The organism is Psychrobacter muriicola 2pS (genome assembly GCF_904846535.1).
GTDB lineage: Bacteria > Pseudomonadota > Gammaproteobacteria > Pseudomonadales > Moraxellaceae > Psychrobacter > Psychrobacter aquimaris.
In genome coordinates, this window is sequence record NZ_CAJHBC010000003.1 from 124,194 (window position 1) to 150,436 (window position 26,243).

The window sequence follows — 26,243 nt, forward strand, 5'->3', positions numbered from 1 at the left end:
GCCTATTATATGACAAAGAAAACTGCCAGTCGCTCAGACATCACGTTACCATTACTGATAGATTACGTTGATGCGCTTCTACCGTCACTAGACATTCAAGAGAACACCTCAACAACGATTGAATCTGCTAATAATGACCCTGAGCTACTGTGGGTCGTCCCAGACCCAAATGCACGGTTAGCCTTAACAACACTGCTAAAAAACACCAAGGCACTACAAATATCGACACTATCAGAGCTCAATCAACGACAACTGCCTGAACGTTATGAGCTCGCCTGTTTTTGGTTGCCCACACTATCACCAGAGTTGCTACAGCATTATATTCCGCTGCTCATGCGCTATCGGGATCTTTATGCGGCACACCTGCTCATCGCCCTTGATGACACCCTAGATTTAAAAGCTTATGGTTTTACCCCATTTGATATCTTGCATGAGCCATCTTTAGAGAGCGATAGTATCAGCCAAACAGAACAGCCTTTACCTGCAAACTCCTCATCAGTATCCGCCACACTTTGGCAGTTCGATTTATATGATTATAAACAGCTCCCAAACTGGTTGAATGCGGATTATTGGGCAAATCCTGAAAATTGGGGTAAGCACCGATGGTAGTACATCCCATATCTATCTGTAACTTCTAGCATTATTTACAGTAATACTACTTACATAAAGTAACATTTAGTATATGATAGATAGCAATTGCCTAAGTTTTATCGTAAGCAGTTCAAAAAACAATTTTAATTAATTAAAATTTTAGGAGCTCATTATGTTAACCAATTTTTCTAAGATCGCAGTGCTCGCTGTATTATCAAGCGCTGTAGCACTAACCACAGGTTGTGCGACCAAACGTGCTACTTCTGAAGTTGTGATTGCGCCACTAGGTATTCCAAGTGGTCAAGCTGGGTACACTGGCGCCGTTATCGTAGATAACTCAAACGTAATTATTACTGAAGCTGAGAATCTACAAGCGGTTGTCTACTTTGCTTTTGATAGCAGTGAAATTACTGCACAAGCAGCGAGCATTCTTAATCAACACGCAAGCTTGCTCAATTCAAATCCAGGAGCTAGTGTTGTTATCGCAGGTTACACTGATGAGCGCGGTAGCCGTGAATATAACTTCGCACTAGGTGAACGCCGTGCTCAAGCAGCACGTGACTACCTTGCGACTCAAGGCGTCGATGTAAACAACATCCGTGTCATCAGCTATGGTGAAGAGCGCCCTGCTGTGGCTGGTAATACTGAAGAAGATTACGCACTAAATCGCCGTGCGGTATTGTCTTACTAAAACCAGTAAAACAGATTACAATCAATAAAGCTCAATATATTTTATAATGGAAAGCCCAGCAATAGTATATCGCTGGGCTTTTTGCATGTTACTAAGCGAACCAATACAACAGACATAATCAATGATGCCAAGCTCTATCTTAAATTTGACTCATGTCCAATATACCCAGCTCGACCCTATGACGTGGTGCGCCACTGCGCAAGTGAGCGAATGCTTATCTATCAACTTTCAAAGTTTGTGGAATAAATCACTGCGGTCAGCAATTAATCCTATATCACATGTGAATTTTCATAAACTTTACAAGCTCAATTGGCATTACTGCCTGCCACCAGTAATTTTATCAACACGTGAAATAGCGCAGCATCAACGTCAACTACAACGTAAAGGCGTTCGATTATTGCTACAACAATTACTGGGTGAGCTAAAGCTCAGCGATACTTTGGATGAATCAAATTTCCCCTATCGGCTTATCGGTAGCAAACATTACGTGTGCTTTAGCCATACAGGCATCAAGGCTCATAATGATATTAACAAAGACGCTGTTCAGACAATCAACACACCATCAAACAGTAAAGTGACCGTAGTTATTAGCCGTCATCGCCCCATCGGTATTGATATAGAAACCAACCCTGTAGCGTGGCATGTGGCACAGCGGTTCTACTCTGAGCATGAAATGGCTGCTTTACAATCCCTGTTACCGCTTCAGCGTGAGATTATCGCTAAGTTACTGTGGCAAATAAAAGAAAGTTTTATCAAAATTCATCAATACAAACTGGCACAAGGTTTAGGAATGGATTATTCCCACCTTATTGCGGATTTAATTCATATTATTAGAGAGCCATCACCTTTAATGGTCATAGCAGACGCTAAGTCCGATTACCGTATCGCGGTGTTATCAGTGCAACAAACCATCGTTATTTTCTAGACCATTTATACATGTTATTTATTCTAACAACTGCTTTTTTACAGACAAAAAAAACGACCCTAAAAAAAGGATCGTTTTTTTCTTACTATTCTTCTAACAACAGTACTTAAACTGTGATTAGATTAGAAACGGTAAGTTGCACCAACTTTAACAATTGGCATCCACTCGAGATAGTCTTTACGTTCTAATTCTTTTTGTGCTATAGCTGCAACATCTTTACCTGTGAAATTAGGATCTCTAACTTCGTTTCCACCTACCTCTGTAACTCCAACGGCAGTATCTGGATTGCTTGAAGTAACAGTTGCATTGGTTTTACCCATGTAAGCTGCACCAATCTCGCCAAACAGACCGAAGTTATTAGTGATGTTAGGACGGAAACCAATAGTACCATAAGGTGCTAGCTTGTTACGATGCTCTATAGTACCTGACAAAGTACCAGTATCAGCAGCATTATAATCGACGTTATCGATTCTGTAGTTAGGGCCTTTTGCATTAGCGGTTACGTCGATATCGTTGTCAGGTACGATGATACCAGCACCCATCGTGAACCAGTTACCAGTAGGGCGTAATTGCACACCTAGATACGGGTTACTAAAGTCTGCATCTTTAATATCATATTCAATATCGTTTACATCAATGTCGCCGAATAGATCAGAAACATCACCACCAGCCCAACCAGCTTGTAATTCAGTTTTCTCGTTTAGTGACCAACCGATGTTAGCACCATAACCTAGTGTACCAACTTCAGCGCTAACAGATGCTGGGTGAATGACTTGTTTGAAGAAACCTGTAGTACCACCAACGATAGCACCAGCAGTGTTGCGAACTATACCAGCGTCAGTATCGTATGCATAAGCAACAGGCTCGGCTTCATACGCAACAGCAACTGGCTCAGCTTCATAAACAACTGCATCGTTACCATCAACAACGATAACAGGCTCAGCAGCTAGTGCAGCAGTTGACGCTAAAACGGCAGCAGAAATTGCTGTTAATTTAATAAGTCTCATAAATACTCTCCTAAAGTGTGGAATAACTTGCCCATAAAAAATGACAATTTAGCTTTTTTTAAATCGATCATTTTGTTGAGCAGATTAAAACAATTTTGGCCGGAAAAGTCACCCCTGTAGGAGCGCTTTTTATTTGCCGTTATGTAAAGATTGCATAGGTATTGTAATAATTACTACACCAATCAGCAAAACTTCGACTTTCTGTTACACAATGCTCTTAAAGTAACTCAACAGCGTAGACATGAATATCGGCTAGCTTAATGTTCATGTAAGGGTATTACAAAATATGTAATTATAATGACCTACCTCTTTATTTAACTCAATGACAGTTATATAGCTTATTACTACAGTTTGTTGTGTTTTGTGAGTTGGTGTAGTAATTATTGCTTTTAGAAAATTTTTCAGACATCCACAACAGTTATATAAATGTTTCTAGATCGTATGACGTTACTATCAGCAGATAAAGTAACTAGCTCTTGTCTAAGCTTGATATTATGCTAAATTAGAGGTTAGGGAAAATGTGTCGCAAGACTGCGAATTTACTATTATTTAGTAACTCCTTGTGGTATTTCCTGCTGTATTCTTTTTATTCTTATTGAGCCACTCATATGCCTAAAGTATCGTCAATTACCCGTGTGTTAGAGATCATCGAAGCGGTGTCTTATGCTTCTAAGCCTCTCTCGCCACTTGAGCTGTCACAAGAGCTAGATATTCCTAAGCCAACCATCCATCGATTGATTCAGAATCTGCTCGATGAAGGGTTTGTGACCGTCGATATTGGCGGCGGCATCATACCGGGCAAGCGTGTACGCAATTTGGGTGTTGAGCTTTGGCAACAGCGACTGTTCTTTAATGAACGACAAATGATTTTGCAAAAGCTAGTCGATGACCTGAAAGAAACTTGCGGTATCGGCGTCCCGTATCAGATGAATATGATCTATACCAATCGCGCACAAACCACTTTGCCGATTCAGATTTATTTGCCTGTGGGTGCAAAGTCACCGATGTGGTGCACTGCCACTGGCAAGCTATATTTAAGTCAGTTACCGCGCGCAAGCCGCGACAAGATACTACAAAACTTATCGTTGGATAAATTTACTAAAAATACGATCACCGATATTGAGGCATTAAATGCTGAGCTTGATCATATCGCTGCTACTGGTATAGGTATCGATAACGAAGAGTTTATTTCTGAGATGGTGGCAATCGCAGTACCGATACGAGACAGAAAATCACGCTACCTTGCTTCGCTTTATCTACACGCACCGACCATACGAGTGTCTTTAGATGATCTATTAGCCCATGTACCACGACTACAAAAAGCAGCGCAAGACATTCAGTCTCTGGTCTATGAGCTACCAAGCTAAATGTTTTCATATAAACCAAAAAGGACTGCACTATTATTATAATGCAGTCCTTTTTGGTTTATATATGAGATAGTATTAAGACAATACGGAGCTATCGTGACGCGCCATGATACTAGAAAAGTCCTTATCACCATTTTCTAGCGTATGTGCTTCATATAACTCTGTCGCTTTAGCACCCATTGGCGTTTCAACATCCGTATCCTTAGCCGTTTGCATCGCAAGGTTAAGATCTTTTTGCATGAGCTTACTCATAAAGCCACCCTTATAGCCATTGCTAGATGGGACGTTTTCCATCACTTGTGGATAAGGATTATAAACTTCTAATGTCCAGTTACGGCCTGAGCTTTGTAGCATAATATCTGACAACACTTTTGGGTCGAGACCGTTTTTGACCCCCAAATTAATCGCTTCTGCCGTCCCAGCCATCAAAATTCCTAACAGCATATTATTGCAGATTTTAGCCACTTGTCCGGCACCGTGGTCGCCTGCATGGAATATATTTTTGCCCATAACTGCTAGTATTGGCTCGGCTTTGGCAAAGGCATCGTCGCTGCCACCCACAATAAACGTTAAACTACCAGCGATGGCACCGCCCGTACCACCGGAGACTGGTGCGTCTAAGAAGTCTATACCAAACTTACTTGCTGCCTCTGCCACCACTCTTGCATCAGCAGCAGCGATAGTACTGCTATCAATGACTAATGTGCCTTTCGGTAATTGTGCCAGCAAGCCATTATCTCCCAGATAGACAGAATGAACATGCTGGCCAGCCGGTAACATACTAATGACGACCTGTGCATTGCTTGCAGCCTCTTTAGGACTATCAGCCACACTCGCACCTGCTTGCTGCAAGCGCTTGGTCGCTTCCGCAGACAAATCATAGACAGACAGTGCATAACCTGCCTTTAATAAGTTTTCTGCCATTGGTGCGCCCATATTACCAAGACCTATAAAGGCTATGTTTGGCTTCGCAGTATTATTTAAACCTGTATCCTTTGTACCCATCTCATCACTCCTTGATGATTGATTATTAATTACACATATATGTATGCAGACCATGCTGCGCACAGTTTTTCGTTATCTATTTGAACTTAATTATTTTTAATATTTAAATATTCCACAGACCTTAATAGTGAATCCAAAAATAAAACTTTTAGCGCACAAGCTGACTGCCTAACGCCTCATCACCCAACCAATCGCCTAACGGATGCTCACCTTTAGCATAAGGATTTACGAAGTGCTGCTGTATGTACGCCTGCCCTTCGCTACTGAGGCAGTCTGCTAGTGAACGCGACCATTGTGGACTGCGATCTTTATCAATAAGCAGCGCACGTACACCTTCTTTAAAGTCCGGATTGGCTGCACAATGTACGGCTACGTTGGCTTCTAGATACAGAACCTGTTCTAGCGATAAATCCGTGACTTTATGATACAGCGCATAAGTTAAAGCAGCGGTCACTGGGCAGCCATGACGATAAGTGTCCACTGCTCGCTGCGTCCAACTGTCATTAGCAAACTCCACATTTAATTTTTCAAGTGCCGCATCATTTTGTAATAACACATCGATATCACCCAATCCGCCGCTGTTCATCAACTGCTGAATAGGTTGCCAATAGGTTGCCAATTTACTCGCCGGCAGTTCAGCTACTGGTTGCGCAGCCAGTGCATGGCTAACGATACTATGGGCACTATTGTCATCGCATTTGTCCGTACTACTAGCTGACACTTGCCAATCGCTCTGTTTTAAACTTTGTATGATGGCACCATAGTCACTACTGGTGACGGCATATTCTGCAAGATTGGCCAATATCGCATCATTGCCATTGCACATCGCCCCCGTTAACCCTAAAAACAAACCTGTCTTCGCTGGCATACGCTGCAAAAACCAACTGCCAGAGGCATCAGGGAACAATCCAATAGTCACTTCTGGCATAGCAAAGCGAGTGCGCTCGGTGACTAAGCGATGACTGCAACCTGCCATCAGCCCCATGCCGCCACCCATGATAATGCCGTCACCCCAAAGTATTAATGGCTTTGGATAAAAGTGCATCTGCCGATACAGACGATATTCATGACCAAAAAACTCTGTCGCATAAGGGTTCGGTAACGGTGCATCGCTAGACATGCTGTCATAGAGCTTACGAATATCACCACCCGCACAAAATGCCTTGTCACCTGCTCCTTGTAACACCAAAGCCACTATCTGATTATCACTCTGCCACTGCTCTAGCTGTTGTGATAATAGTTGACACATCTCAACGCTGAGCGCATTAAGAGATTTTGGGGTATTTAACGTCATTATTCCAATGAGATGACCACAATCTGTCGGCTCAGTACTGAACAATACTGGTGCTTCTTGTGCGGTTTTTTCTACGGCTTTTTGATTATTAATATCATCCGTCGCTGTGATAGCTGCTGTCATAAAAGTGGCCTACAAAAATTAAAAGGGAAAATATTAGAATAAAGTCATATTCAATTTGGCCTATTTATTTTGCCAATTAGGTTTACGCTTTTCTAAGAAGGCTTGTACGCCTTCACGCTGATCTTTGGTATCGAATAACTTAACAAAAGCTTCGCGCTCATGAATAAGGTTTTGTGCAGGTGGGGTATTTCTTGCCGCTTGGATAAGCTGTTTAGAGTAAGTGACGGCAACGGGTGATTGCTTAGCGACTTTTTGCGCAAGTAACTGTGCCGCTTGCAAACCCTCTCCTTTAGCGGCGACTTCTTCCACCAAACCAATACGCAAGGCTGTCTCTGCATCGACGCGCTCACCGCACAATATCATACGCTTTGCCCAGCCTTCACCGACTAAAGCTGTTAGATTTTGCGTACCACCCGCACACGGTAACAGTCCCACACCGGTCTCAGGCAATGCCATTTGCGCATGCACTTCTGCAATACGAATATCACACGCCAGCGCACACTCAAGCCCGCCGCCCATCGCATAGCCGTTGATGACCGCGATACTGACTCCACGATACGCTGATAGCGCTTCAAATGCTTCACCAAACGCTATTGCCATACTAATCGCACGACCTTTATCACCATCAGAGAAGTTATTTAAATCTGCACCTGCCGAAAAAAACTTCTCACCATCGCCATGAATGATTAAGGCATAAACATCATCATTGGCATTAAGGTCAGTAACCAGTTGCTTAAGCGCTGGTAGACTGTCCATCGTCCACGTATGGGCTGGTGGGTTATTCAATGTTACGGTAGCAGTATGACCGTCAATCGATAGGTTTAAGTTGGTATAATCCTTCATAGAACATCCTTGTTATAAACTTTTTATAAAATCGCTTTATTCATAGAGTTGAATAGGCAGGTTATTCATTCATATAAAGTGATTAACGTAACTGACTCAACGCATCATCTTGCAATAGCTGACGCGAGACAATCACTCGCATGATTTCATTGGTGCCTTCTAAAATCTGATGGACACGCAAATCTCGCACATGGCGCTCAAGCGGATATTCATTTAGATAACCATAACCGCCATGCAGCTGTAAGGCTTCATTGGCAACATCGAAACAAAGATCAGTCGACAAACGCTTTGCCATCGCACAATAAGTAGACGCTTGCGAGTCATTGTTATCGACTTTACTGGCCGCTAAATATAGCATTTGCCGTGCAGTGATGGTTTGAGTCAGCATATCTGCAAGCTTAAATTGTACCGACTGTAAACTAGCAATCGGACTCCCAAATTGGCTGCGCTCTTGCACATAATTGGTGGCTGTCTCCAGTGCTGACTGCGCCGTACCAACTGCACAGATACCGATATTGATACGACCGCCATCTAAACCCTTCATAGCGATACGAAAGCCTTGGCCTTCCTCACCTATCAGGTTTTCTGCTGGGACTTTGACATCTTTAAAGCTAATTGTCCGTGTTGGCTGCGCTTTCCAGCCCATCTTATGCTCATTTTTTCCATATTCGATACCAGCACTATTGGCATCTACAACAAACGCTGATACGCCCTTTGGTCCTGCACCACCAGTACGCGCCATCACTACTAATACGTCGGTTGAGCCTGCACCTGAGATAAAGATTTTCTCTCCATTGAGTACGTAATAATCGCCTTGCTTATCGGCTTTGGTACGTAATGAGGCGGCGTCAGAACCGGCATTCGGCTCAGTTAAACAATAGCTGCCAAGCCATTCACCACTGACCATGTTAGGCAAATATTTTTTACACAACGCATCGCTGCCATATTCACCAATCATCCAGCCAGCCATATTATGAATACTCATATAAGCAGCTACAGCCGTATCACCCCATGCTAGCTCCTCAAACACCATCGCAGAGTCTAAGCGTGGTAGCCCTAGGCCATCATAGTCGGGATTGGTATACAGTCCTAAAAAGCCAAGCTCGCCTGATTTCTTAATCACATCGACTGGGAAATGCGAGGTTCGATCCCATTCAGCCGCGTTTGGCTTTAGCTCTTTTTGCGCAAACTGACGAGCAGTTTGGCGAAAGGCGATTTGGTCTTCGGTCAATGAAAAATCCATAGGGTCATCCTTGTGCATGCAAAGCAAATATGGTGGAGAGAAATTAATAAGCCATCAGTTTAATATTATTTATACCGTGTATTTTATACAGTATAACAGCGGCATAATGACAATTATAAAATCATACTTTTCTAGCAAAAAATATGTTGAGTAAGATTGACATTAGACCGAAAATATAGTGGATTGACGATTAAATTGAAATAGTCGTATTGACGCCGCGGCTCGCTTCATCATCAAACCAACGTGCAGTGACCGTTTTTGTTTGCGTATAAAACTGCACGGCTTGCTTACCATAAGGACCGAGATCGCCAAGCTTACTGGCACGTGAGCCTGAGAATGAGAACATAGGTAGTGGCACAGGAATTGGCAAGTTAATACCGATTTGACCAACCTGAATATCTTGTTGGAATTTATGTGCAGCAGCGCCTGACTGGGTAAAGATTGCCGTGCCATTACCATGTGGATTGGCATTAAGCAGCTCAATCGCTTCATCTAAGCTATTGGCGCGCATGATACAAAGTACTGGCCCAAAGATTTCTTCTTTATAAATTTGCATATCTGCAGTGACATTATCAAAGATAGTCGGTCCTACGAAGTTACCCTTTTCATAGCCTTCAACCGTAATACCGCGACCATCAAGAAGCAAACTGGCCCCTTCTTCTACACCAGTACCAATTAAATGCTCAACACGGGCTTTTGCCGCAGGAGAAATCAGTGGACCTAAGTCTTTATCATGCTTACCAGCTGAGACGATTAAGCCTTCTGCTTTGGCTTTGATATCATCAATCCACTCACCAGCAGCGCCCACTAGTACCACAACTGACAATGCCATACAGCGTTGACCCGCTGCTCCAAATGCCGCACCTGCTAGCTGATTAAGGGTTTGCTCTTTATTGGCATCAGGTAAGATAACGCCATGGTTTTTCGCGCCCATCATACATTGGGCGCGCTTGCCGGATTTGCTGGCACGCTCGTAGACATGCTTACCGACGTTGGTCGAACCGACAAAAGAAACCGCTTTAATATCTGGATGGTCACAAATTGCATCGACGGTTGCTTTGCCACCATGCACCACATTGAGTACACCTTCAGGTACACCCGCTTCAATCGCAAGTTCCACCAGACGCATGGTCACCATCGGGTCTTGCTCAGAAGGTTTTAGAATAAAGGTATTACCCGTCGCAATCGCCATTGGGAACATCCATAGCGGTATCATCGCTGGGAAGTTAAATGGAGTGATACCAGCACAAACGCCTAGTGGTTGCCAAATACTATAGGTATCGACGCCTGAGGCGACATTTTCAACGAAGTCGCCAATTTGCAGATTGGCAATGCTAGCTGCGTGCTCTACCACCTCTAAACCACGGAATACATCACCGCGAGCATCAGCAATCGTTTTGCCCTGCTCTGCTGTTAAGATTTCTGCCAGCTCATCCATATGCTCGCGTATCAATGCTTGATACTTTAAAAAGATGCGCGCACGTGTGGTAATTGGTGTTTTTCGCCATGTTTGAAACGCTGCTTGAGCCGCTGCAACAGCTTGATTGATTTCATCGTCGGTGGTTTGTGGGACTTTGGCAATAACTTCTTGGGTGGCGGGATCGGTGATATCAATCCATTCGCTGGTATTAGAATCAACAAATTGACCATTAATGAGCTGCTTGACGTGGTGCATAAGATATCCTTATCTTGTTTGCGAGATTACCCTTTAGCGGTAGTCTTGGTATTCAAAAAAGAGATAAAAAACAATAAGTTTTTATCAATCAAATATAATTTTAAAATGATTTATTTCGTATCATTATTGACTATAACAATAAAACAATTTTAGGGTCAAGCCCTTTATCATTCTTTTAACAAAGTTAAATTTACCGTCCGATTTATCTATCACTATCCGCAGATCATTAACAACAATAAAAAAAGCCCATGAGCATTCATGAGCTTTTTAAAATCAACACGACTATAAAGTTTACTTAATAATCTTTCATAGACTGTTTAATCGCGTCAATCGCTGTTGGATTATCAAGCGTTGACATATCTCCTGTTTCCTTGCCTTCTGCTAAAGCACGAATGGCTCGACGTAAGATTTTGCCAGAACGCGTCTTTGGTAGTGCTTGCGGGAAATAAATTGCCGCTGGCCTTGCGATACCACCAAGGGACTTGACCACAGCACCAATGACTTGCTGCTCTATGCGGAAGCGATTTTCGGTCGTTGCCACTTGCTCATGATCTCTCAGTACGCAAAAGGCGATGGGCAGCTCTCCTTTTAATTCGTCTTGAATACCCACAACCGCACATTCTGCCATCTCTGGATGCGTGCTAATTGCCTCTTCAATTTCTTGCGTGCCAATACGATGACCAGCAACGTTAATCACATCATCAGTGCGTCCTAAAATATAAAAATAACCCTCCTCGTCAGTTACTGCATAATCTGAGGTTGAGTATTGCTTGCCATCAAACAGACCAAAATAGCTACTGACAAAGCGGTCATCATTACGCCATACCGTGGTCAGACAACCGGGCGGCAATGGTGCACGAATCGCGAGCAGTCCTTTTTCGCCAGCTTTACAAGGTTCGCCTGTTTCTTCATTGATGACATGGGCATCATAACCATACATGGGGTAACCGGGTGATCCTTGTTTATGCGGTTTATGATTAAATTTGGGCGTGTTACTTAGGATGGGCCAGCCAGATTCTGTTTGCCAATAATGGTCTAAAATTGGCACACCTAAATGCTTAGTCAGCCAATGGGCTGTCGATTCATCCAGTGGTTCACCTGCCAAAAAGAAGGATTTTACGCTGGAAACATCATAGCGTGTCATCCATGTCTCATCTTGTTTTTTCAGCATACGGACACCCGTCGGTGCCGTGAATAAGATATTGACCTTGTTTGCTTCAACAATTCGCCACCAAATACCGGGGTTCGGACGATGTGGCAAACCTTCGTACATCACACTCGTCATCCCAGCTAGTAATGGCGCGTAAATAGTATAAGAGTGTCCCACTGCCCAGCCGATATCTGATATCGCCCAAAACGTCTCGCCCGCCTTGCCATCGTAGATATAGTCCATCGACGTCGTTAGCGCGACCGCATGACCACCTGTATCACGTTGCACACCTTTTGGCGTACCCGTAGTGCCTGAGGTATAAAGAAGATACGATGGGGTATTTGACTCGAGCCAAACAGGCTCGACAATCGCATTGGCTTCACAGCTGATACGACGCTGGGTCGCATAATCGATATCAATACTTTTTGGCACAAACGGTAAAATACCGCGATTGACGACCAATACATGTTCGGGCTTAATCGTTGCTTGCTCGACTCCTTGATTGACAAGATTTTTATAATTAATAACTTTACCGCCACGCAGACCTGCATCCACCGTGATGACCATTTTTGCTTCGGCATCATCCATACGAATGGCTAAGTTATGCGCAGCAAAACCACCAAATACCACTGAATGTACGGCACCAATACGAGCGCAAGCCAACATCGCATAAGCGGCTTCCAATATCATCGGCATATAAATGACGACGCGATCACCCTTGCCAATACCATGACGCTGTAGCACATCAGCAAAGTAATTGACTTCTTTATAGAGATCATTATAGGTCAGGCGACGCTTGGTATAGTCCGTATAAAGCTCAACGTTATTGCCCAAATCTTTAAACGCATCGACGACTGCAGGAAAGGTTTCTATTAACTCTTGGTTAATCTCAGAGGATAGCCAGATAAAAGCATCCTGCTCTGCGCGCTCTGCAAGATGGCGATCCACACAGTTATAACAAAGATTGGTCTCGCCGCCAACATACCATTTGGCAAAAGGTAGATTGCTGTCATCAAGGATTTGCTCAGGCTCTTTATGCCAATAGATACGCTTGGCTTGCTCAGCCCAAAATTGCTCTCGGTTATCGATGGAAGACTGATATATATCTGCAAAGGTTGGGTTGGTATCAAGTGCCGCTTGGGAGTTTTGGCTAGAGAATGGATTGAGGCTGTGATTATTATTATGATCCCCAGCTTGATTGCTGTCTTGATGATTGGCTTGCTCGTTCATAATGGCTGTCCTTAGCGTAAACGATGGGTAATGCAATAAGATTTTATAAAATGTGATTTTATAATAGAAGCTCTTATGGAACACTATCATAATATAAGTCTGACTATCCCTACCAGAATTGAAAAACCGATACACTACGTATCGATTTAGTAGGTATCGGTTTAAAATGTAGCAGAGCTAACAATAAAGGTCAACTATTAAGCGCTCAATCTATTTTGTTATGATTAACATTAGATTGGCTTAACAGCTGATAACTTTAGCAAATAAGAGAGGTAAAGCTACACCTCAGTTTGATCAGCATACATCTCACGCATCACTTTTTTGTCATGTTTACCAACAGAAGTTTTTGGCAACTCATCGACAAACTTAAACTGACTTGGCACACCATATTTCGGGATAATACCCCGCTCTACGGCTTTCTCGGCAATGGCTTTGATGTCATCAACGCTCGTGTCTTGAGCATCAGACTTTAACACAATCAAGGCCAATGGACGCTCACCCCACTGTTTATCACGTACCCCGATCACAGATACGTCAGCGACCGCTGGATGTAACGACAAAATCGTCTCAATCTCTAGCGATGAAATCCACTCGCCGCCTGACTTAATAACGTCTTTTAAGCGATCAGTGATTTTAATATAGCCATCAGGGCGTATATAGGCGATATCTTGGGTGTGCATATAACCATTTTCCCAAAGCTCTTTGCCAGCATCGTCATTTTTTAGGTAGCTTTGCGTTAGCCAAGGGGCCCGTAATACCAGCTCGCCAGTATTGTTTTGACCAGTACCAACCGACTCATTATTGGTACTCCATATTTGAGCGTTAACCATCAGTACGGGCTTACCAGTCATACAGCGTCGGGCAATGTCTTCATCCTCTGTCATCGCAGGCTCATTTAAGCTAAATTCTGTCAAGCTAATAAGTGGGGCCGTCTCTGACATACCATAACCGGTATATACTTCGATACCTTGTTCCATGGCTGTTTTTGCCAGACCTTCAGTCAATCTTGAACCACCGATGATCATTTTTAAACCATTGAAGCTGGCACCACGATCTTGTGCTTCTTTGAGCACCATTTGCAAAATCGTTGGGACACAATGGGTGATACTGACTTTTTCATTAATAATCAAGTCCATCAATACATCTGGTGCATAGCGTCCCGGATACACTTGCTTCAAACCAGCCATGGTCGCGGTAAATGGAAAGCCCCACGCATGAACGTGGAACATCGGCGTCATCGGCATATAAACATCACCGTAACTGACGCCTTGCTTGTCGGGCAGCATACCTAATGTCGCCGCTTCGGTGAGGGTATGCAATACTAACTGACGGTGGCTAAAGAACACGCCTTTTGGATCGCCCGTCGTGCCTGAGGTATAGAAAGTCGAGGCAATGGTGTTTTCATCAAAATCTGGGAAGTCAAACTCACTATCAGCAGCTTGTAATAACGCTTCATACTCACCTACTACGCGGTTTTGGTTACCACCGAAGACTCCTTCGGATGTCACACCATCATCATCTAGCCAAATAATGTGCTCAATACTAGAGTTTTCAAACTGATAGTTTTTGACCAATGGCGCAAACTCAGAATTGAGCAATAACACCTTTGGTTTAGCGTGATTGATGGTATAAAGAATTTTTTCTGGCGACAAGCGGATATTGACGGTTTGCAAAATATACTCTGACATCGGCACCGCAAAATACGACTCAAGATAACGATGGCTATCCCAATCCATCACTGCCACTATATCACCTGCATCCAGATTCAAACCTGCTAAGACGTTGGCCAAGCGATTGATACGGTTGAACAAATCTTTATACGTAAGGCGTTTTTTGTCAGCATAAACGATTTCTTGCTCTAGCGACACCGTTTTGGCACGGTTTAGCAGCTGTTTAATTAATAAGGGATAATCGTAAGCAGAAGGTGCGCTGTGGTAAATATTTGACATATATGTGACGTCCTTGTTGGTCATGCGGATAAGTTATTATGCGGGTGAATCATGGATAATTGATGGCGTATTGAGCATACTATATCGATAGTAAGAAAAAATCGACGCTATGTAAAGCGACCTTACGTAAGCGTCCTAAGCTGCAATAGCTTGATGAATATTGCTCAAAAACGGCCATCAAACCACGCGTGATTTTGTTTTAATCATACCAAAACTGGCAACCAGTAATGCCAAAATCTGTACAAATAAGAGCAACCATACTGTGAGCGACCACTGCCCACGCGCATAAGCCATGCCGCATAACCACGCGCCCATCGTACCGCCAGCATAATAACCCATATAATATAAACCAGACGCCAATGAGCGCCCTTTTTTAACATTGACGGCGATATAACTAATGGTGGCAGCTTGGGTAATAAAGACGCCTGAGGACATAATCGCAAGACCAGTAATAATGCCCCATAACGGCGTTACCAGTGTTAATAGCACCCCAATCATAGAAACGCAAACAGCCACACGCACTGTGCGGGCTGAACCAAAGCGACGTAATAATGTCGTCGATAATGGCGTAATGATAACGCCTATCAAATAAACGGCAAAGATATTGGCGAGCGCACCGGTACTCAACTCATATGGCGTCTTAGCAAGATGTAGATTGATGAAGGTAAAACAACCCACGAGTGAAAATAAGACACACGCCCCTAACAGACAAGCCGTCACCACATAACGATTGGTTAAATGCTCACCGAGCGTCTGCATCGCGGAACGAAAATTCGGATTGGCCACAAACTGCTGTGACGATGGCAGCATCTTGCCGACCCACAGCGCACCGATAAGGGTCATCGCTGCCATCACATAATAGCCAGCACGCCAGCCGATAAGCTCGTGCAAGTGCCCAAGCAAAAATCGCCCCATAAAGCCGCCAAGTACCGAGCCTGAGACATAGAACGACATCAATTCTGTGACAGCACGTCCCTCAAACTCTTCACCGATATAAGCAATCGTCACCACTGTAATGCCCGGTACAGACAACCCTTGCATAAACCGCCACATGCCCATCCAACCAATACTGGGACTTTGGGCAATTAAAGCGGTGGGTATCGCTAAAAACAATAAAGCGCCAACGATAAAGGATTTACGCCCCACAGCGTCAGACAGCATGCCCAAAAATGGCGACATAATAGCAATCGCCATCACCGTTGCACCGACGATCATGCCAGCTTGCACCTCTGTTGCTGATAGATCCACCATCAATACGGGCAAAATGGCCTGAATAGAATACACTTGCAAAAAAGCAAACATCCCAATCAAGCCGATAGTGAGTTTTAATACCCACGATGTCGAATTGATTGGTGTAGATAGAGGTTGTGGCATATTATTTTGGGATTTACTGATGGTATTTTTCACAGGGATACAGGCTATATTGGACGCGGATTATCTGGCGTGAGTGATAGAAGTAGGACGATAATAGCTGAAATAATGACAAAAAATAATGGCTGATGCTAGAGATATGCGTCATATATGATTTTAGCATACCAAATACCAGACTCTGGTTTCAGTGTGTTATCGATATTGCCTTATTTATACTTGACCAATCATATTATTTTAACAACATTAATAGTGCTAGCCAGCTGGCTTATTGTGCTGCTTGAACACTAAAAATTGCTGCTTTACATACTGCGTAGGTGACGTATATTTTTGACAGCAAGCAGATTACTGTCTACTATTATTTTGACCTATTATATATAAATGCGATCCACAAAAACTTATACCAACAAAATATAACCTGCCGCGAAATCCAACTCACCTATAACAGACTCCTTATCATGCCCAAACACCCTTTTTATTCGCAATTGATTGTCGCTATAGGTGCCCTAATTTTTTCTATAAATGTGTCGGCAGTTACGTTGGGCGAAGTAGCCGCAATTCATAAGCTCACAATTAAAGAGCAACCGACCAAAATATTATCAACCCCGATAGCATCATCGGTTACAGTAACATCACCAATATCAACATCAACCTCGCCGTCAAACTGTATCGCTGATAGTATTATTACGGCGGCTAACCTGTCAGATACGCGTGATAAGGGAGCTTTTTCGGTAGCTAAAAAACCCGTTTCTCGTCAGTTAGCCAATGGCTTCGGTGGCGGAACCATTCATTATCCAACCAACGCAGGCGGCTGTGGCCTGTTAGGCGGAATCGCTGTGATACCCGGCTATGTGTCCTACGAATCTTCTATTAAATGGTGGGGGCCGCGTTTGGCATCTTGGGGGTTTGTGGTTATTACCATCGATACTAACTCTATTTATGATGACCCAGATAGCCGTGCGACTCAGTTGAATGCTGCGCTTGATTATATTCTTAGTGACAATACGGTGGGTGCTCAGATAGATAGTACGCGCTTGGGTGCTATTGGCTGGTCAATGGGCGGCGGCGGTGCGCTCCAGCTAGCGACAAAACGTAAGACGGTTCGAGCCATTGTTCCGCAAACGCCCTATCATGATAAAGACTACGGCGAAATGGACACGCCCGCTCTATTCATTACTTGCCAGAATGACCGCATTGCCTCAAATAAAAAATACAGCAGTCCTTTTTATGATAAGGCTACGGGCGCAAAAATGAAGATTGAGATAAAGAATGGTAGCCATTTTTGTCCCAGTTATCGTTTTAATGAGATATTACTGAGCAAACCAAGTATTGCTTGGATGCATCGCTACGTAAATGGCGATACCCGCTTCGATAAGTTTTTATGTCGTAACGACAATTATGGCAACAATCCTCGTATATCGGCTTACGACTATAAAAACTGCTCATAAAGTAAACGTTTATAAACAATCCACTGATAAACGTCTGACTTATGAGCGCTTAGTATAGAAAAAGGCTACCAAAATGGCAGCCTTTTTTATAAAGTCATTAACGCCATTATTCACAGCTGGCTTTGCCAGTGCGATGATTCACAGCACCATTGGCGGCCAATAGCTTTTGCATATCAACCAAATCTCGCGAACACGCATATGAATAGGCACCTTGATTATACGAGCCCATTTTTTTGTCTTTGGTCGTTGCCACTAGATTTGGATTGGCACCTTGCGCCAATAAGTACTTGACAGTCTCAAGGCGATCATTGCTGGCAGCAACCATAATCAAGGTTTCGCCATCACTCTCTACCGTCTGATCATTTAAATCTACAGGCGCTTTGTCATTCAATAACATATGTACTTTTTTGACAATATTGGTATTTTTTCCCAGCACAGCAGATTTCATGACGTTATATACATCACCGTCATCTTTAGCATAGATATCAGCGCCTTTATTGACTAAGTAATCGACCATATCTTCATAGCCGATAAAGGCAGCCCAGCCTAATGCCGTTTGATTAAGGCTACCTGTATCCTTAACTTCTAAGTCTTGACCATTATTGACCATGTATGTGACCGTGGCTAGGTCACCATGTTTTACGGCATCAAACCAAGTAGCATCTGCACCTGTAGAGGGTTTGTCATAAAACACACGCCAAGAAAGTTTGTTTTGGTTGGCAAGATCAACATTCTCAGCAGCGCTAAAGCGAAAATCCACTTGCGGGATTGGTGCTGTTTGAGCAAGTTGGATAGTATCCGTTTTGGTTGCGCTGTTATCAGTGTTTAGGCTTGAGCAACCTGCTAATAACATCGTTGCAATAACCGCTGATGCGCTCATTTTATCAAAAAATCTCATCACTCAACCTTCAAACATAAATAAAATAGTAAGAAGTATTATACAGATTCATTAAATAATAATCTATAAATTATAAGCTGTGAATGACAATGCTCATCGATGAGTATAAGTTTGCATTAGACTTTATGCTCATACGTTGACTATAACAATCGACATCTTTTTTATAACAGACTTTAGGTACATGACTCACCATACTCTTAAGGTGTAATCTAATAAATAGTATTCGTCATTAAAAAATCTAGGACATTGAAAATGTTTAAGGATTTAAGAACTCAAGCAAAAAAATATTAAGGAATAATTTAAATGACCGATAAAATGCATGATTTAGGCGCAGGATTTTGGAATATACGCGGAGATTTTCGCATTGGCGGTGTTCTAAACATTGGCACCCAGTGCTCGCTGGTCAAGCTATCTTCAGGGCGCTTTATCTTTTTGGACAGTTACGCCTTAACAGGTGATATTCGAGACGAAGTGATGGCACTGACTAATAATGGTCAGGATGTCGAAGCCATCCTCAATGTTCACCCGTTCCATACGGTACACTGTGCCCAAATGGCAAAAGACTTCCCACAAGCAACATTCTATGGCAGTAGCCGCCACCATAAAAAAATACCTGAAGTAAAATGGGCAGATGACTTGGTTGAAAGCGAGGCAGTCGCTAAGCGTTACCCTGAGCTTAAGTTCTCAATGTCACAAGGCATCTACTATATCTCACCCAATGAGATGATTCATGCAGGCTCACTGTTAGCCTATCATCCTGCCAGTCAAAGCTTGCACGTCGATGATACCTTTATGAGCCCACCGATGAAGTTATTAGAGGCGATATTGCCTGAACTGATACTGCATCCAACGACCAAAAAAGCGCTGAAAAACGAACCTGATGCAGGCAAGAAATATTGCGATTGGGCAAGCAATCTGGCACATGAATGGCGCGATGTGCGTAATTTCTGCGCCGCACACTCTTACCTCGTTCAATTCAAGGAAGGCGAGTTTGAGAAAGCATTATTAAAAGCCATTGATAAAGCCCGTCCAAAATTAGAAAAATCTTAATTGACCGTATAATCTCGCATTAAAAGCATAAAAAAGGGAGTGGCCAAGATGGTCACTCCCTTTTTTAAAATGAATCCATCAACATCAAAACCATTAACGAAACAATAAAGATGCCAGTTCATCTTCGTTGTTGAGGATATCTGCCAAGGTATAGCGCTCAAGGACATTAATAAATGCTGTCAATGCTTCAAAAAACACATTTTTTAGTTGGCATGCTGGGCTAATAACACAGCCCTTAGCATTAACTGTCGTTTCATCAATCAGCGTAATAGGCAAACCTGTCGAACCAGTCTGTCGACCATCACTGCTCTTAGCATTCGTGGGTGTCGCAAAGCACTCGACCAAATCAAAGTCCGGCTCCATTTGTTTGATTAATACACCCAAATTGATATCTTTTGGCGCACGAGCCAAACGTATACCGCCATTTTTCCCACGCACACTTTCTATATAACCAAGCTGACCCAACTGATGAATAATCTTGGTCAAATGACTTTTAGAAATGCCGTAACTATCAGAAATATCACTGATATTTGCGAGTAATGGCGGCTCTGGTCTCACTGCCAAATAAATCAATGAGCGTAGCGCGTAGTCACTATAATTGGTCAGTCGCATTCATTTGCGCTCCTTTTTCTTCGTATAATTTTTTTAAGCCAATCAATTTGGTCAAAGTAATTCATCTTTTGACAATGGCATCATTAGATCGCTCTAACCAAACAGACCATCAGGTCTAGGACGTGCCAGCATCGGTAAATAACTGATGCAAAATAGCACAAAACAAGCAATCCAAGCGCCTTGAGCAATCATAATCCATAATAGGTAGTGGCTCATATCAGCTAATGGTAACAGTACTCGACTGACAAATACTAATACCATCAAACCATACATGAAGCTTACCATTTTGGGCGGCTGATGAATGCTACGACCAGTATGACCAAGAGATACTCGCGTCATCATTGCCAACGTCATCATACCAACACCTGCAATCGCAAGTCCATGCATCGCAATACTATGAGTATAGCCCAACCACGGTTGCAGCGCATACAGTAGAAAACTCAAACACATGCCCAAAAATGCAACATATAATGACCAAAGTAATGGCTTTTGCCAAATACCGCGATGATACCAGCCTACCAAACGGATGACATTAACCACTGCTACGCCAAGTGCCGTAATAGTCAGCAGATACTTATTAGGATAAAACAAGTCACTAATAAAAAAGGCTAAGAAAAACAATAAGCTCGCAACATCCTGTATTTTACTATTGCGCAACTTGATGACCTCCGTCGTTCCAACACTAAGACCACGTTCGATAAAGAATGGCACCACGCGGCGACCAATGGTTAATATCAAGCCAATGATCAAGTAAAACCCTAGATAAAGCCCTATCTTAGTCATACTCATATCGGCATTGATAATACCCCAGTAGCAGATTCCGTTGCCAACGGTCAATAACGCCAGTTTCGCTAAGATACCCATTTGCTTATACTGCTTGACCTGTAATACTGCTCGACATATCAAAAATGCCATCGAGGCGATGAATAATAAGTCAAATATTGCGGCGACATATAACAACCATATACTGCTACCCGCAACCGTCATACCAAGCCCAAAACCTGCCCAGCTCAAACGTGCTAGCAGCCAACAGCCAAATATAGCCAGCAGCTTATAACCATGTGGCATCATTACTCCTGTCCATGTCTTTACCGCTGTTAGCAAAAACCCTGCGACCACTGCCAATGCATAACCGTAAACCATCTCATGGCCATGCCAGTACAACGGGCTCAATACCTGTGCGTCGATATCCGTGTGACCAGTAAATACAAAAGCCCATAGCAGCATCGTTACCACTGCAAATAGCGCAGCAGCACTAAAAAATATTCGAAAGCTCAAATTAAGAATAGGATGCGGAGAACTGGGCGGCTTACTAGGTAAATTGATAGATTGCATGGTGGTCTTCTTAGAAGAATATAAATAAAGTCAGTTCTATAAAATTCATATTAAATAAATGTTATAAAACTTGCAATGTATCTATCAAAATATCATGACTGCAAACACTTACCGATTTTAACTTCTGACTTGATATAAAAACGAAGAAAGCAAATTATCAGTATTAGGGCGTGTCCTCATTTTAAAAACGGTGATAAAAATGAGATAAATTGCCGTCAAACAAGGAAAGTAGCGAAAATAATATCGAGATATTGATAAGCTATTTGACGATGTTTGGCAAAATTTAGCTATTTTTAGCCCATTTAGATAACAATCGGTTGAATTGAGGACAAGCCCTAGCCAGTACCATTCATAACTGCACAGCGGTCATGATTAAGGACGCAACCACTATGGCTGTGACATAGGTTCTCACTTTGAAATAGTCTTGCGTAATAATGCACGCTCGATTGAGACCGTAATCAATAATTAACATACTGGCAAATCCAAGAATTAACAACCAAATAAAACCGATGGCTGATAACATTAAAAACCCTAACCATAGGCCTATCGCGATCATATTACTCACTAAGGGCAATATAATCGCCCATCTATTATCATCAGCTAAGCTCAAATGGTTGCCCCATTGCGCACCAGCCATAAAAGAGGCAATCACCAGACCATAAATACTCAATACATCAGTTGTTGCCCCTAAGTAGGGCAAACTATCAATGTTTATAGCAAGTAAAAGTGCACAGGCGACAAACGGAATAGCACCTGCAAAGGTTAGATAAGGGCTTGGTTTTTTCATCGTTCATACCTATCTTGTATTTAGTCTGTTGATATTTCTAACATATAAATTTTTAACCAGTAATTTCAACATATATTAATTAACCGCTTTGCCCTACCACCCCTTGCCACTGACGAACAAAATCACCATTTGAATCGTATTGCTGAGTTTGTTTGTTGAGATTAAATTGCCGACATCCTCTTGGGTCAGCGCCGACACTAGCTAAGTACTGCCAATTCCCCCAATTACTCGCGACATCATAGTCGATAAGATGCTGTTCAAAATAGGTTGCACCATAACGCCAGTCTAAACCCAACTCATGAATAAAGCAGCTAGCAACGATTTGTCTGCCTCGATTGGACATATACCCTGTTTGCTTAAGCTGATTCATGCAGGCATTGACGATAGGATATGGCGTGGTGCCATTCTGCCATTGCTGCAAACGCTGATCATCGAAACGAGTGGCTGGTAACTGATGACCAATTCCCTTAAACAAAAATAAGTTTCTTCCATGTTCAATCGCATACCAATAAAAATACTCGCGCCACAGCAGCTCAAACCAAATCCAATACGTTGACTCATTGGCGATAACCTCACGCTCATAATGACGTAAGCGGTTCAACAATATATTGATAGACAAGCAACCATTTGCCAGCCAAGGCGAGAATTTAGTGGAATGCGTCCAGTCATCCAGCGCATTACGTGTGGTTTTATACGTGCGCGGCGCAGCAGAATCAAAATAGTGAGTTAAATGAATCATTGCATTTGCTTCACCACCTTTAAAACTATGTGCTTGCTGTGCTTGCTCATCAAATGGTAGCGCTTTAAAAAGGTAGTTACTACGTCCTATCAACGCATCAGGCATTGGCGGCAGCGACTTTGGCATAGGAGAAACAGCCACCTCATAGTCCGCATTCAATAAATCATGGCTTGCTTCTACCTTTTTGCGAAACTGCGTAAAGCTTTTCGGCAGGTCTTGTGTCGGTAAATCAGCAAATAGCGTATGGGTTGATTGACTGTGCCATATTATCTGCGGATATTTGCTCTGCAAGGCAACATAGCCTTTATTTTGATTATAATCTGCCGTGTGGCTGACACAGATATCGGTGACTTTTTGCTGCTCAATGAGCTGGCATAACTGAGTAAAGGGGCTTGAGGCAGACTCTACATTATCTGACGACAAATGACTTTTTGATAAACAGCTTGGCGACAGATACAGCAATCGATTACCAAGGCGCTGAAGCGATTGATCCAAATCAGCCAAGCTCTCAGATAAAAATTGCTGACGAACAGCGCCCATCTCATTAAAGTGGTAAGCTTGACTGCTATCTTTCGATTCAAGGCTATCAGCCAAAAAATCAGCATAGATGAGCATCAGACTCCCTTGGTTGCTTTCAGCCAATGTCGCCGCTTTGACTAACGTCTCATTGTCCTCTATGCGCAAATCGTTATGAAATAATACCAATACCACTTTTTTATTGACTGACTTATTTGATGCATTGCCTGATTGGTGATTTGACATACTCTCGATTCCCAAGTCGTTAAACACGCTCACTTAAAGCTGAGTCTAGACTATAATATTTTAGAATGTGACACACAGTATAGAGCGTGTTATCTGTTCAACTTAAGTCGCTAGCATCGTTGTTATCTGCGTTATACTAACCATAAGCATTGACTATGACTGAGCTGACTGCTTAGATGGTTATAACTAGGAGAATGTCATGACTAAAGAACACGCTGCCCTTGAAAAGCGCAAAATCATCGATAAGTTTTTGATGAAACTCACTAAAGAAGATCCGCAAATGTATTATGCCAGCACTTATGAGGTCGCTCGTAGTATCCACACTATGATAAAAGAGCACACCAATCGCTTGTCGGTAGATGACCAAGCACTCGTTAGACATATGACCGTCGAGGAGATACAAGGCTTGCTAGGCTTTCACCTTAAATAATCACACTTTCAACGTTCCCATAAAAAAAGACCGCTATAAAAGCGGTCTTTTTTATTATTCTTCATTCTAGTCTGATGCTATTAAAATGGATACTCACGTGGTTCGTTTTGCATTGAAATCCAATGCGTTCTGGTGAACTCTTCAAGCACCCACTCGCCATTAAAGCGACCAATACCTGAGTTTTTCTCACCACCGAATGGCGTATTGCTTTCATCGTTGACTGAAATGTCATTGATATGGGTCATACCTGCTCTGATACCGCGAGCGAAACGTAGACCTTTCTGCATATCAGCAGTAAATACGGCGCTAGACAAACCATACATAGAATCATTGGCTATCGATAATGCATCGTCTTCATCTTTAGCACGAATAATACCGACCAATGGTCCAAACACTTCATTACGTGATAGATTCATTTCGCGAGTCACTTCAGTAAAGATGTGCGGCGGTACTACTTGGCCTTTAATTTCGCCACTTAGTATCATTTTTGCGCCTTCTTCCTGCGCTTTAGTGATTTTTTCTTTGAGCGATTTGACTTGTTTTTCATTGATAATTGGACCAACAGCAGTGTCTTGCTTATTAGGATCGCCTACATTCAATGTTTTGACATGTGCTAAGAAACGCTCAACGAAGTCATCATAAATCTCGTCTTCAACAATCACTCTGTTGATGGCGATACAGATTTGACCTTGATGCAAGAATTTACCAAAGGCAGCAGCTTTCACCGCTTGCTCAATGTCAGCATCTTTTAATACCACAAATGGACTATTACCACCCAGCTCGAGTGCTACTTGCTTGATGTACTCACCGCCATTGGCAAGCTCACCGATATGTTTACCCACTGAGGTCGAACCTGTGAATGACACTAAGCTTGGCGCTTTATGCTCAACGATTGCATCGCCTATCTCGCTACCTGAGCCGACTACTACGTTTAACAGACCTTTTGGCAGACCCGCTTCTTCAAACACTTTTGCAAGTAACAGACCACCAGTTACTGGCGTATCGCTAGCAGGCTTGAGCACGACAGCATTACCAAGTGCTAATGCTGGTGCGATAGAACGCTGGGTCAAATGCAGCGGAAAGTTCCATGGGCTAATGACTGCTACCACCCCGATTGGCTCGCGATAAATAAAGTTTTCTTTACCAGGGGTGTTTGATGGGCGGATCTCACCATGTACACGGTTAGGGAACGTTGCTGCCTCAAGTGTAATCGCACGTGTCGCACTAAACTCAACCATCGCTTTGATCCGCGTACTGCCTGACTCTTTAATCAACCAGTCGACGATTTCATCTTGGCGCTGATCTAAGATATTGACTACCTTATACATAACAGCTGCACGCTCAGCTGGGGTCGTTTTCGCCCATTCGGCTTGAGCTTGGCTAGCAGCATCGTATGCTTCATTTAGCTGATCTTTAGTCGCTTGCTGAATCTCTACAAGCGTATCGCCATTATAGGGATTAGTGTTGGTATTAATGCTATCATCTTTACCTTTTTGCCATTCACCGCCGATGAATTGCAAATGAAAATCATTGTAGGCACGGCTACTATTATCATTGGTTGACATAATTATCCTTATTTTTGCTTTGTTATATAAAAATTTATTTTCAGTACTTTAAATAAAATAGTTGAAGCTGTCTTATAGGTAGGAAATTCATAGTCACGGTTAGATCATAAATTGAAATGAAAACTTTATGGTAACTGATAAGAACAAAACCTACCT

At 42.8% G+C, this 26,243-nt stretch carries 22 protein-coding genes; 7 read left to right on the forward strand and 15 right to left on the reverse strand.

Annotation, left to right across the window (positions count from 1 at the left end; translation table 11 throughout):
- Positions 1 to 9: 9 nt before the first annotated feature.
- The 3 genes from JMX93_RS05300 to JMX93_RS05310 all read left to right on the forward strand — a co-directional run bounded on the left by JMX93_RS05300 (position 10) and on the right by JMX93_RS05310 (position 2,207).
- Positions 10 to 609: a DUF6231 family protein gene (locus JMX93_RS05300; RefSeq protein WP_499204076.1), complete on the forward strand. Its 600-nt coding sequence runs from the start codon at positions 10 to 12 to the stop codon at positions 607 to 609.
- 154 nt (positions 610 to 763) lie between these two features.
- A complete protein-coding gene (pal, locus tag JMX93_RS05305; RefSeq protein ID WP_193013136.1) occupies positions 764 to 1,282 on the forward strand; it encodes a peptidoglycan-associated lipoprotein Pal in 519 nt (172 codons plus the stop codon).
- A 121-nt stretch (positions 1,283 to 1,403) separates the two neighbouring features.
- Positions 1,404 to 2,207 carry a 4'-phosphopantetheinyl transferase superfamily protein gene (locus JMX93_RS05310; RefSeq protein ID WP_499204077.1) on the forward strand — a complete coding sequence of 268 codons (804 nt, stop codon included), beginning with the start codon at positions 1,404 to 1,406 and terminating at the stop codon, positions 2,205 to 2,207.
- Between the two features lie 122 nt (positions 2,208 to 2,329).
- On the opposite strand, the gene JMX93_RS05315 is transcribed toward JMX93_RS05310, so the two are convergent.
- Positions 2,330 to 3,214 carry a hypothetical protein gene (locus tag JMX93_RS05315; RefSeq protein WP_193013138.1) on the reverse strand — a complete coding sequence of 295 codons (885 nt, stop codon included), beginning with the start codon at positions 3,212 to 3,214 and terminating at the stop codon, positions 2,330 to 2,332.
- A 608-nt stretch (positions 3,215 to 3,822) separates the two neighbouring features.
- On the opposite strand from JMX93_RS05315, the gene JMX93_RS05320 reads away from it, so the two are divergent.
- On the forward strand, positions 3,823 to 4,581 hold the full coding sequence (locus tag JMX93_RS05320) for an IclR family transcriptional regulator (protein WP_443214541.1): 759 nt from the start codon (positions 3,823 to 3,825) through the stop codon (positions 4,579 to 4,581).
- A 75-nt stretch (positions 4,582 to 4,656) separates the two neighbouring features.
- On the opposite strand, the gene mmsB is transcribed toward JMX93_RS05320, so the two are convergent.
- The 8 genes from mmsB to JMX93_RS05360 form a co-directional block, all read right to left on the reverse strand.
- The gene (gene mmsB, locus JMX93_RS05325) at positions 4,657 to 5,586 is read right to left on the reverse strand and encodes a 3-hydroxyisobutyrate dehydrogenase (RefSeq protein ID WP_499204078.1); all 930 of its coding nucleotides are present in this window, start codon (positions 5,584 to 5,586) and stop codon (positions 4,657 to 4,659) included.
- A gap of 148 nt (positions 5,587 to 5,734) precedes the next feature.
- Positions 5,735 to 7,003 (reverse strand): enoyl-CoA hydratase/isomerase family protein, encoded by a 1,269-nt coding sequence (locus JMX93_RS05330; protein ID WP_499204079.1) that lies wholly within the window; start codon positions 7,001 to 7,003, stop codon positions 5,735 to 5,737.
- Between the two features lie 60 nt (positions 7,004 to 7,063).
- Positions 7,064 to 7,846, reverse strand: coding sequence for an enoyl-CoA hydratase (locus JMX93_RS05335; protein ID WP_499204080.1), 783 nt, complete (start codon positions 7,844 to 7,846; stop codon positions 7,064 to 7,066).
- Positions 7,847 to 7,928: 82 nt separating this feature from the next.
- Positions 7,929 to 9,089 carry an acyl-CoA dehydrogenase family protein gene (locus JMX93_RS05340; protein ID WP_499204081.1) on the reverse strand — a complete coding sequence of 387 codons (1,161 nt, stop codon included), beginning with the start codon at positions 9,087 to 9,089 and terminating at the stop codon, positions 7,929 to 7,931.
- A 190-nt stretch (positions 9,090 to 9,279) separates the two neighbouring features.
- Complete coding sequence (locus tag JMX93_RS05345) at positions 9,280 to 10,764, reverse strand: CoA-acylating methylmalonate-semialdehyde dehydrogenase (protein WP_499204082.1); 1,485 nt, start codon at positions 10,762 to 10,764, stop codon at positions 9,280 to 9,282.
- 295 nt (positions 10,765 to 11,059) lie between these two features.
- The gene (locus JMX93_RS05350) at positions 11,060 to 13,144 is read right to left on the reverse strand and encodes a propionate--CoA ligase (RefSeq protein WP_499204083.1); all 2,085 of its coding nucleotides are present in this window, start codon (positions 13,142 to 13,144) and stop codon (positions 11,060 to 11,062) included.
- Between the two features lie 278 nt (positions 13,145 to 13,422).
- Positions 13,423 to 15,093, reverse strand: a complete 1,671-nt coding sequence (locus JMX93_RS05355) for a fatty acid--CoA ligase (RefSeq protein ID WP_499204084.1) — start codon at positions 15,091 to 15,093, stop codon at positions 13,423 to 13,425.
- 177 nt (positions 15,094 to 15,270) lie between these two features.
- A complete protein-coding gene (locus JMX93_RS05360) occupies positions 15,271 to 16,467 on the reverse strand; it encodes an MFS transporter (protein ID WP_499204283.1) in 1,197 nt (398 codons plus the stop codon).
- 452 nt (positions 16,468 to 16,919) lie between these two features.
- Between JMX93_RS05360 and JMX93_RS05365 the strand changes: the two genes are divergently transcribed.
- Positions 16,920 to 17,909: a dienelactone hydrolase family protein gene (locus tag JMX93_RS05365; RefSeq protein WP_499204085.1), complete on the forward strand. Its 990-nt coding sequence runs from the start codon at positions 16,920 to 16,922 to the stop codon at positions 17,907 to 17,909.
- A gap of 106 nt (positions 17,910 to 18,015) precedes the next feature.
- Here JMX93_RS05365 and JMX93_RS05370 read toward each other — a convergent pair whose 3' ends face one another.
- On the reverse strand, positions 18,016 to 18,807 hold the full coding sequence (locus JMX93_RS05370) for an ankyrin repeat domain-containing protein (protein WP_499204086.1): 792 nt from the start codon (positions 18,805 to 18,807) through the stop codon (positions 18,016 to 18,018).
- 303 nt (positions 18,808 to 19,110) lie between these two features.
- Here JMX93_RS05370 and JMX93_RS05375 point away from each other — a divergent pair, with 303 nt between their 5' ends.
- Complete coding sequence (locus tag JMX93_RS05375) at positions 19,111 to 19,857, forward strand: hypothetical protein (RefSeq protein WP_443511288.1); 747 nt, start codon at positions 19,111 to 19,113, stop codon at positions 19,855 to 19,857.
- Positions 19,858 to 19,950: 93 nt separating this feature from the next.
- Here JMX93_RS05375 and JMX93_RS05380 read toward each other — a convergent pair whose 3' ends face one another.
- From JMX93_RS05380 to JMX93_RS05395, 4 genes are all read right to left on the reverse strand, one after another.
- Positions 19,951 to 20,469: an Rrf2 family transcriptional regulator gene (locus JMX93_RS05380; protein ID WP_499204087.1), complete on the reverse strand. Its 519-nt coding sequence runs from the start codon at positions 20,467 to 20,469 to the stop codon at positions 19,951 to 19,953.
- Positions 20,470 to 20,562: 93 nt separating this feature from the next.
- The gene (locus JMX93_RS05385) at positions 20,563 to 21,804 is read right to left on the reverse strand and encodes an NnrS family protein (protein ID WP_499204088.1); all 1,242 of its coding nucleotides are present in this window, start codon (positions 21,802 to 21,804) and stop codon (positions 20,563 to 20,565) included.
- Positions 21,805 to 22,153: 349 nt separating this feature from the next.
- Positions 22,154 to 22,591 (reverse strand): DUF3429 domain-containing protein, encoded by a 438-nt coding sequence (locus tag JMX93_RS05390; protein ID WP_499204089.1) that lies wholly within the window; start codon positions 22,589 to 22,591, stop codon positions 22,154 to 22,156.
- A 79-nt stretch (positions 22,592 to 22,670) separates the two neighbouring features.
- Positions 22,671 to 24,092: a DASH family cryptochrome gene (locus tag JMX93_RS05395; RefSeq protein ID WP_499204090.1), complete on the reverse strand. Its 1,422-nt coding sequence runs from the start codon at positions 24,090 to 24,092 to the stop codon at positions 22,671 to 22,673.
- 199 nt (positions 24,093 to 24,291) lie between these two features.
- Between JMX93_RS05395 and JMX93_RS05400 the strand changes: the two genes are divergently transcribed.
- Positions 24,292 to 24,522, forward strand: a complete 231-nt coding sequence (locus tag JMX93_RS05400; RefSeq protein WP_193013153.1) for a hypothetical protein — start codon at positions 24,292 to 24,294, stop codon at positions 24,520 to 24,522.
- Positions 24,523 to 24,602: 80 nt separating this feature from the next.
- Here the strand turns inward: JMX93_RS05400 and JMX93_RS05405 are convergent, their stop codons facing one another.
- On the reverse strand, positions 24,603 to 26,087 hold the full coding sequence (locus tag JMX93_RS05405; protein WP_499204091.1) for an aldehyde dehydrogenase family protein: 1,485 nt from the start codon (positions 26,085 to 26,087) through the stop codon (positions 24,603 to 24,605).
- Positions 26,088 to 26,243 lie beyond the last annotated feature (156 nt).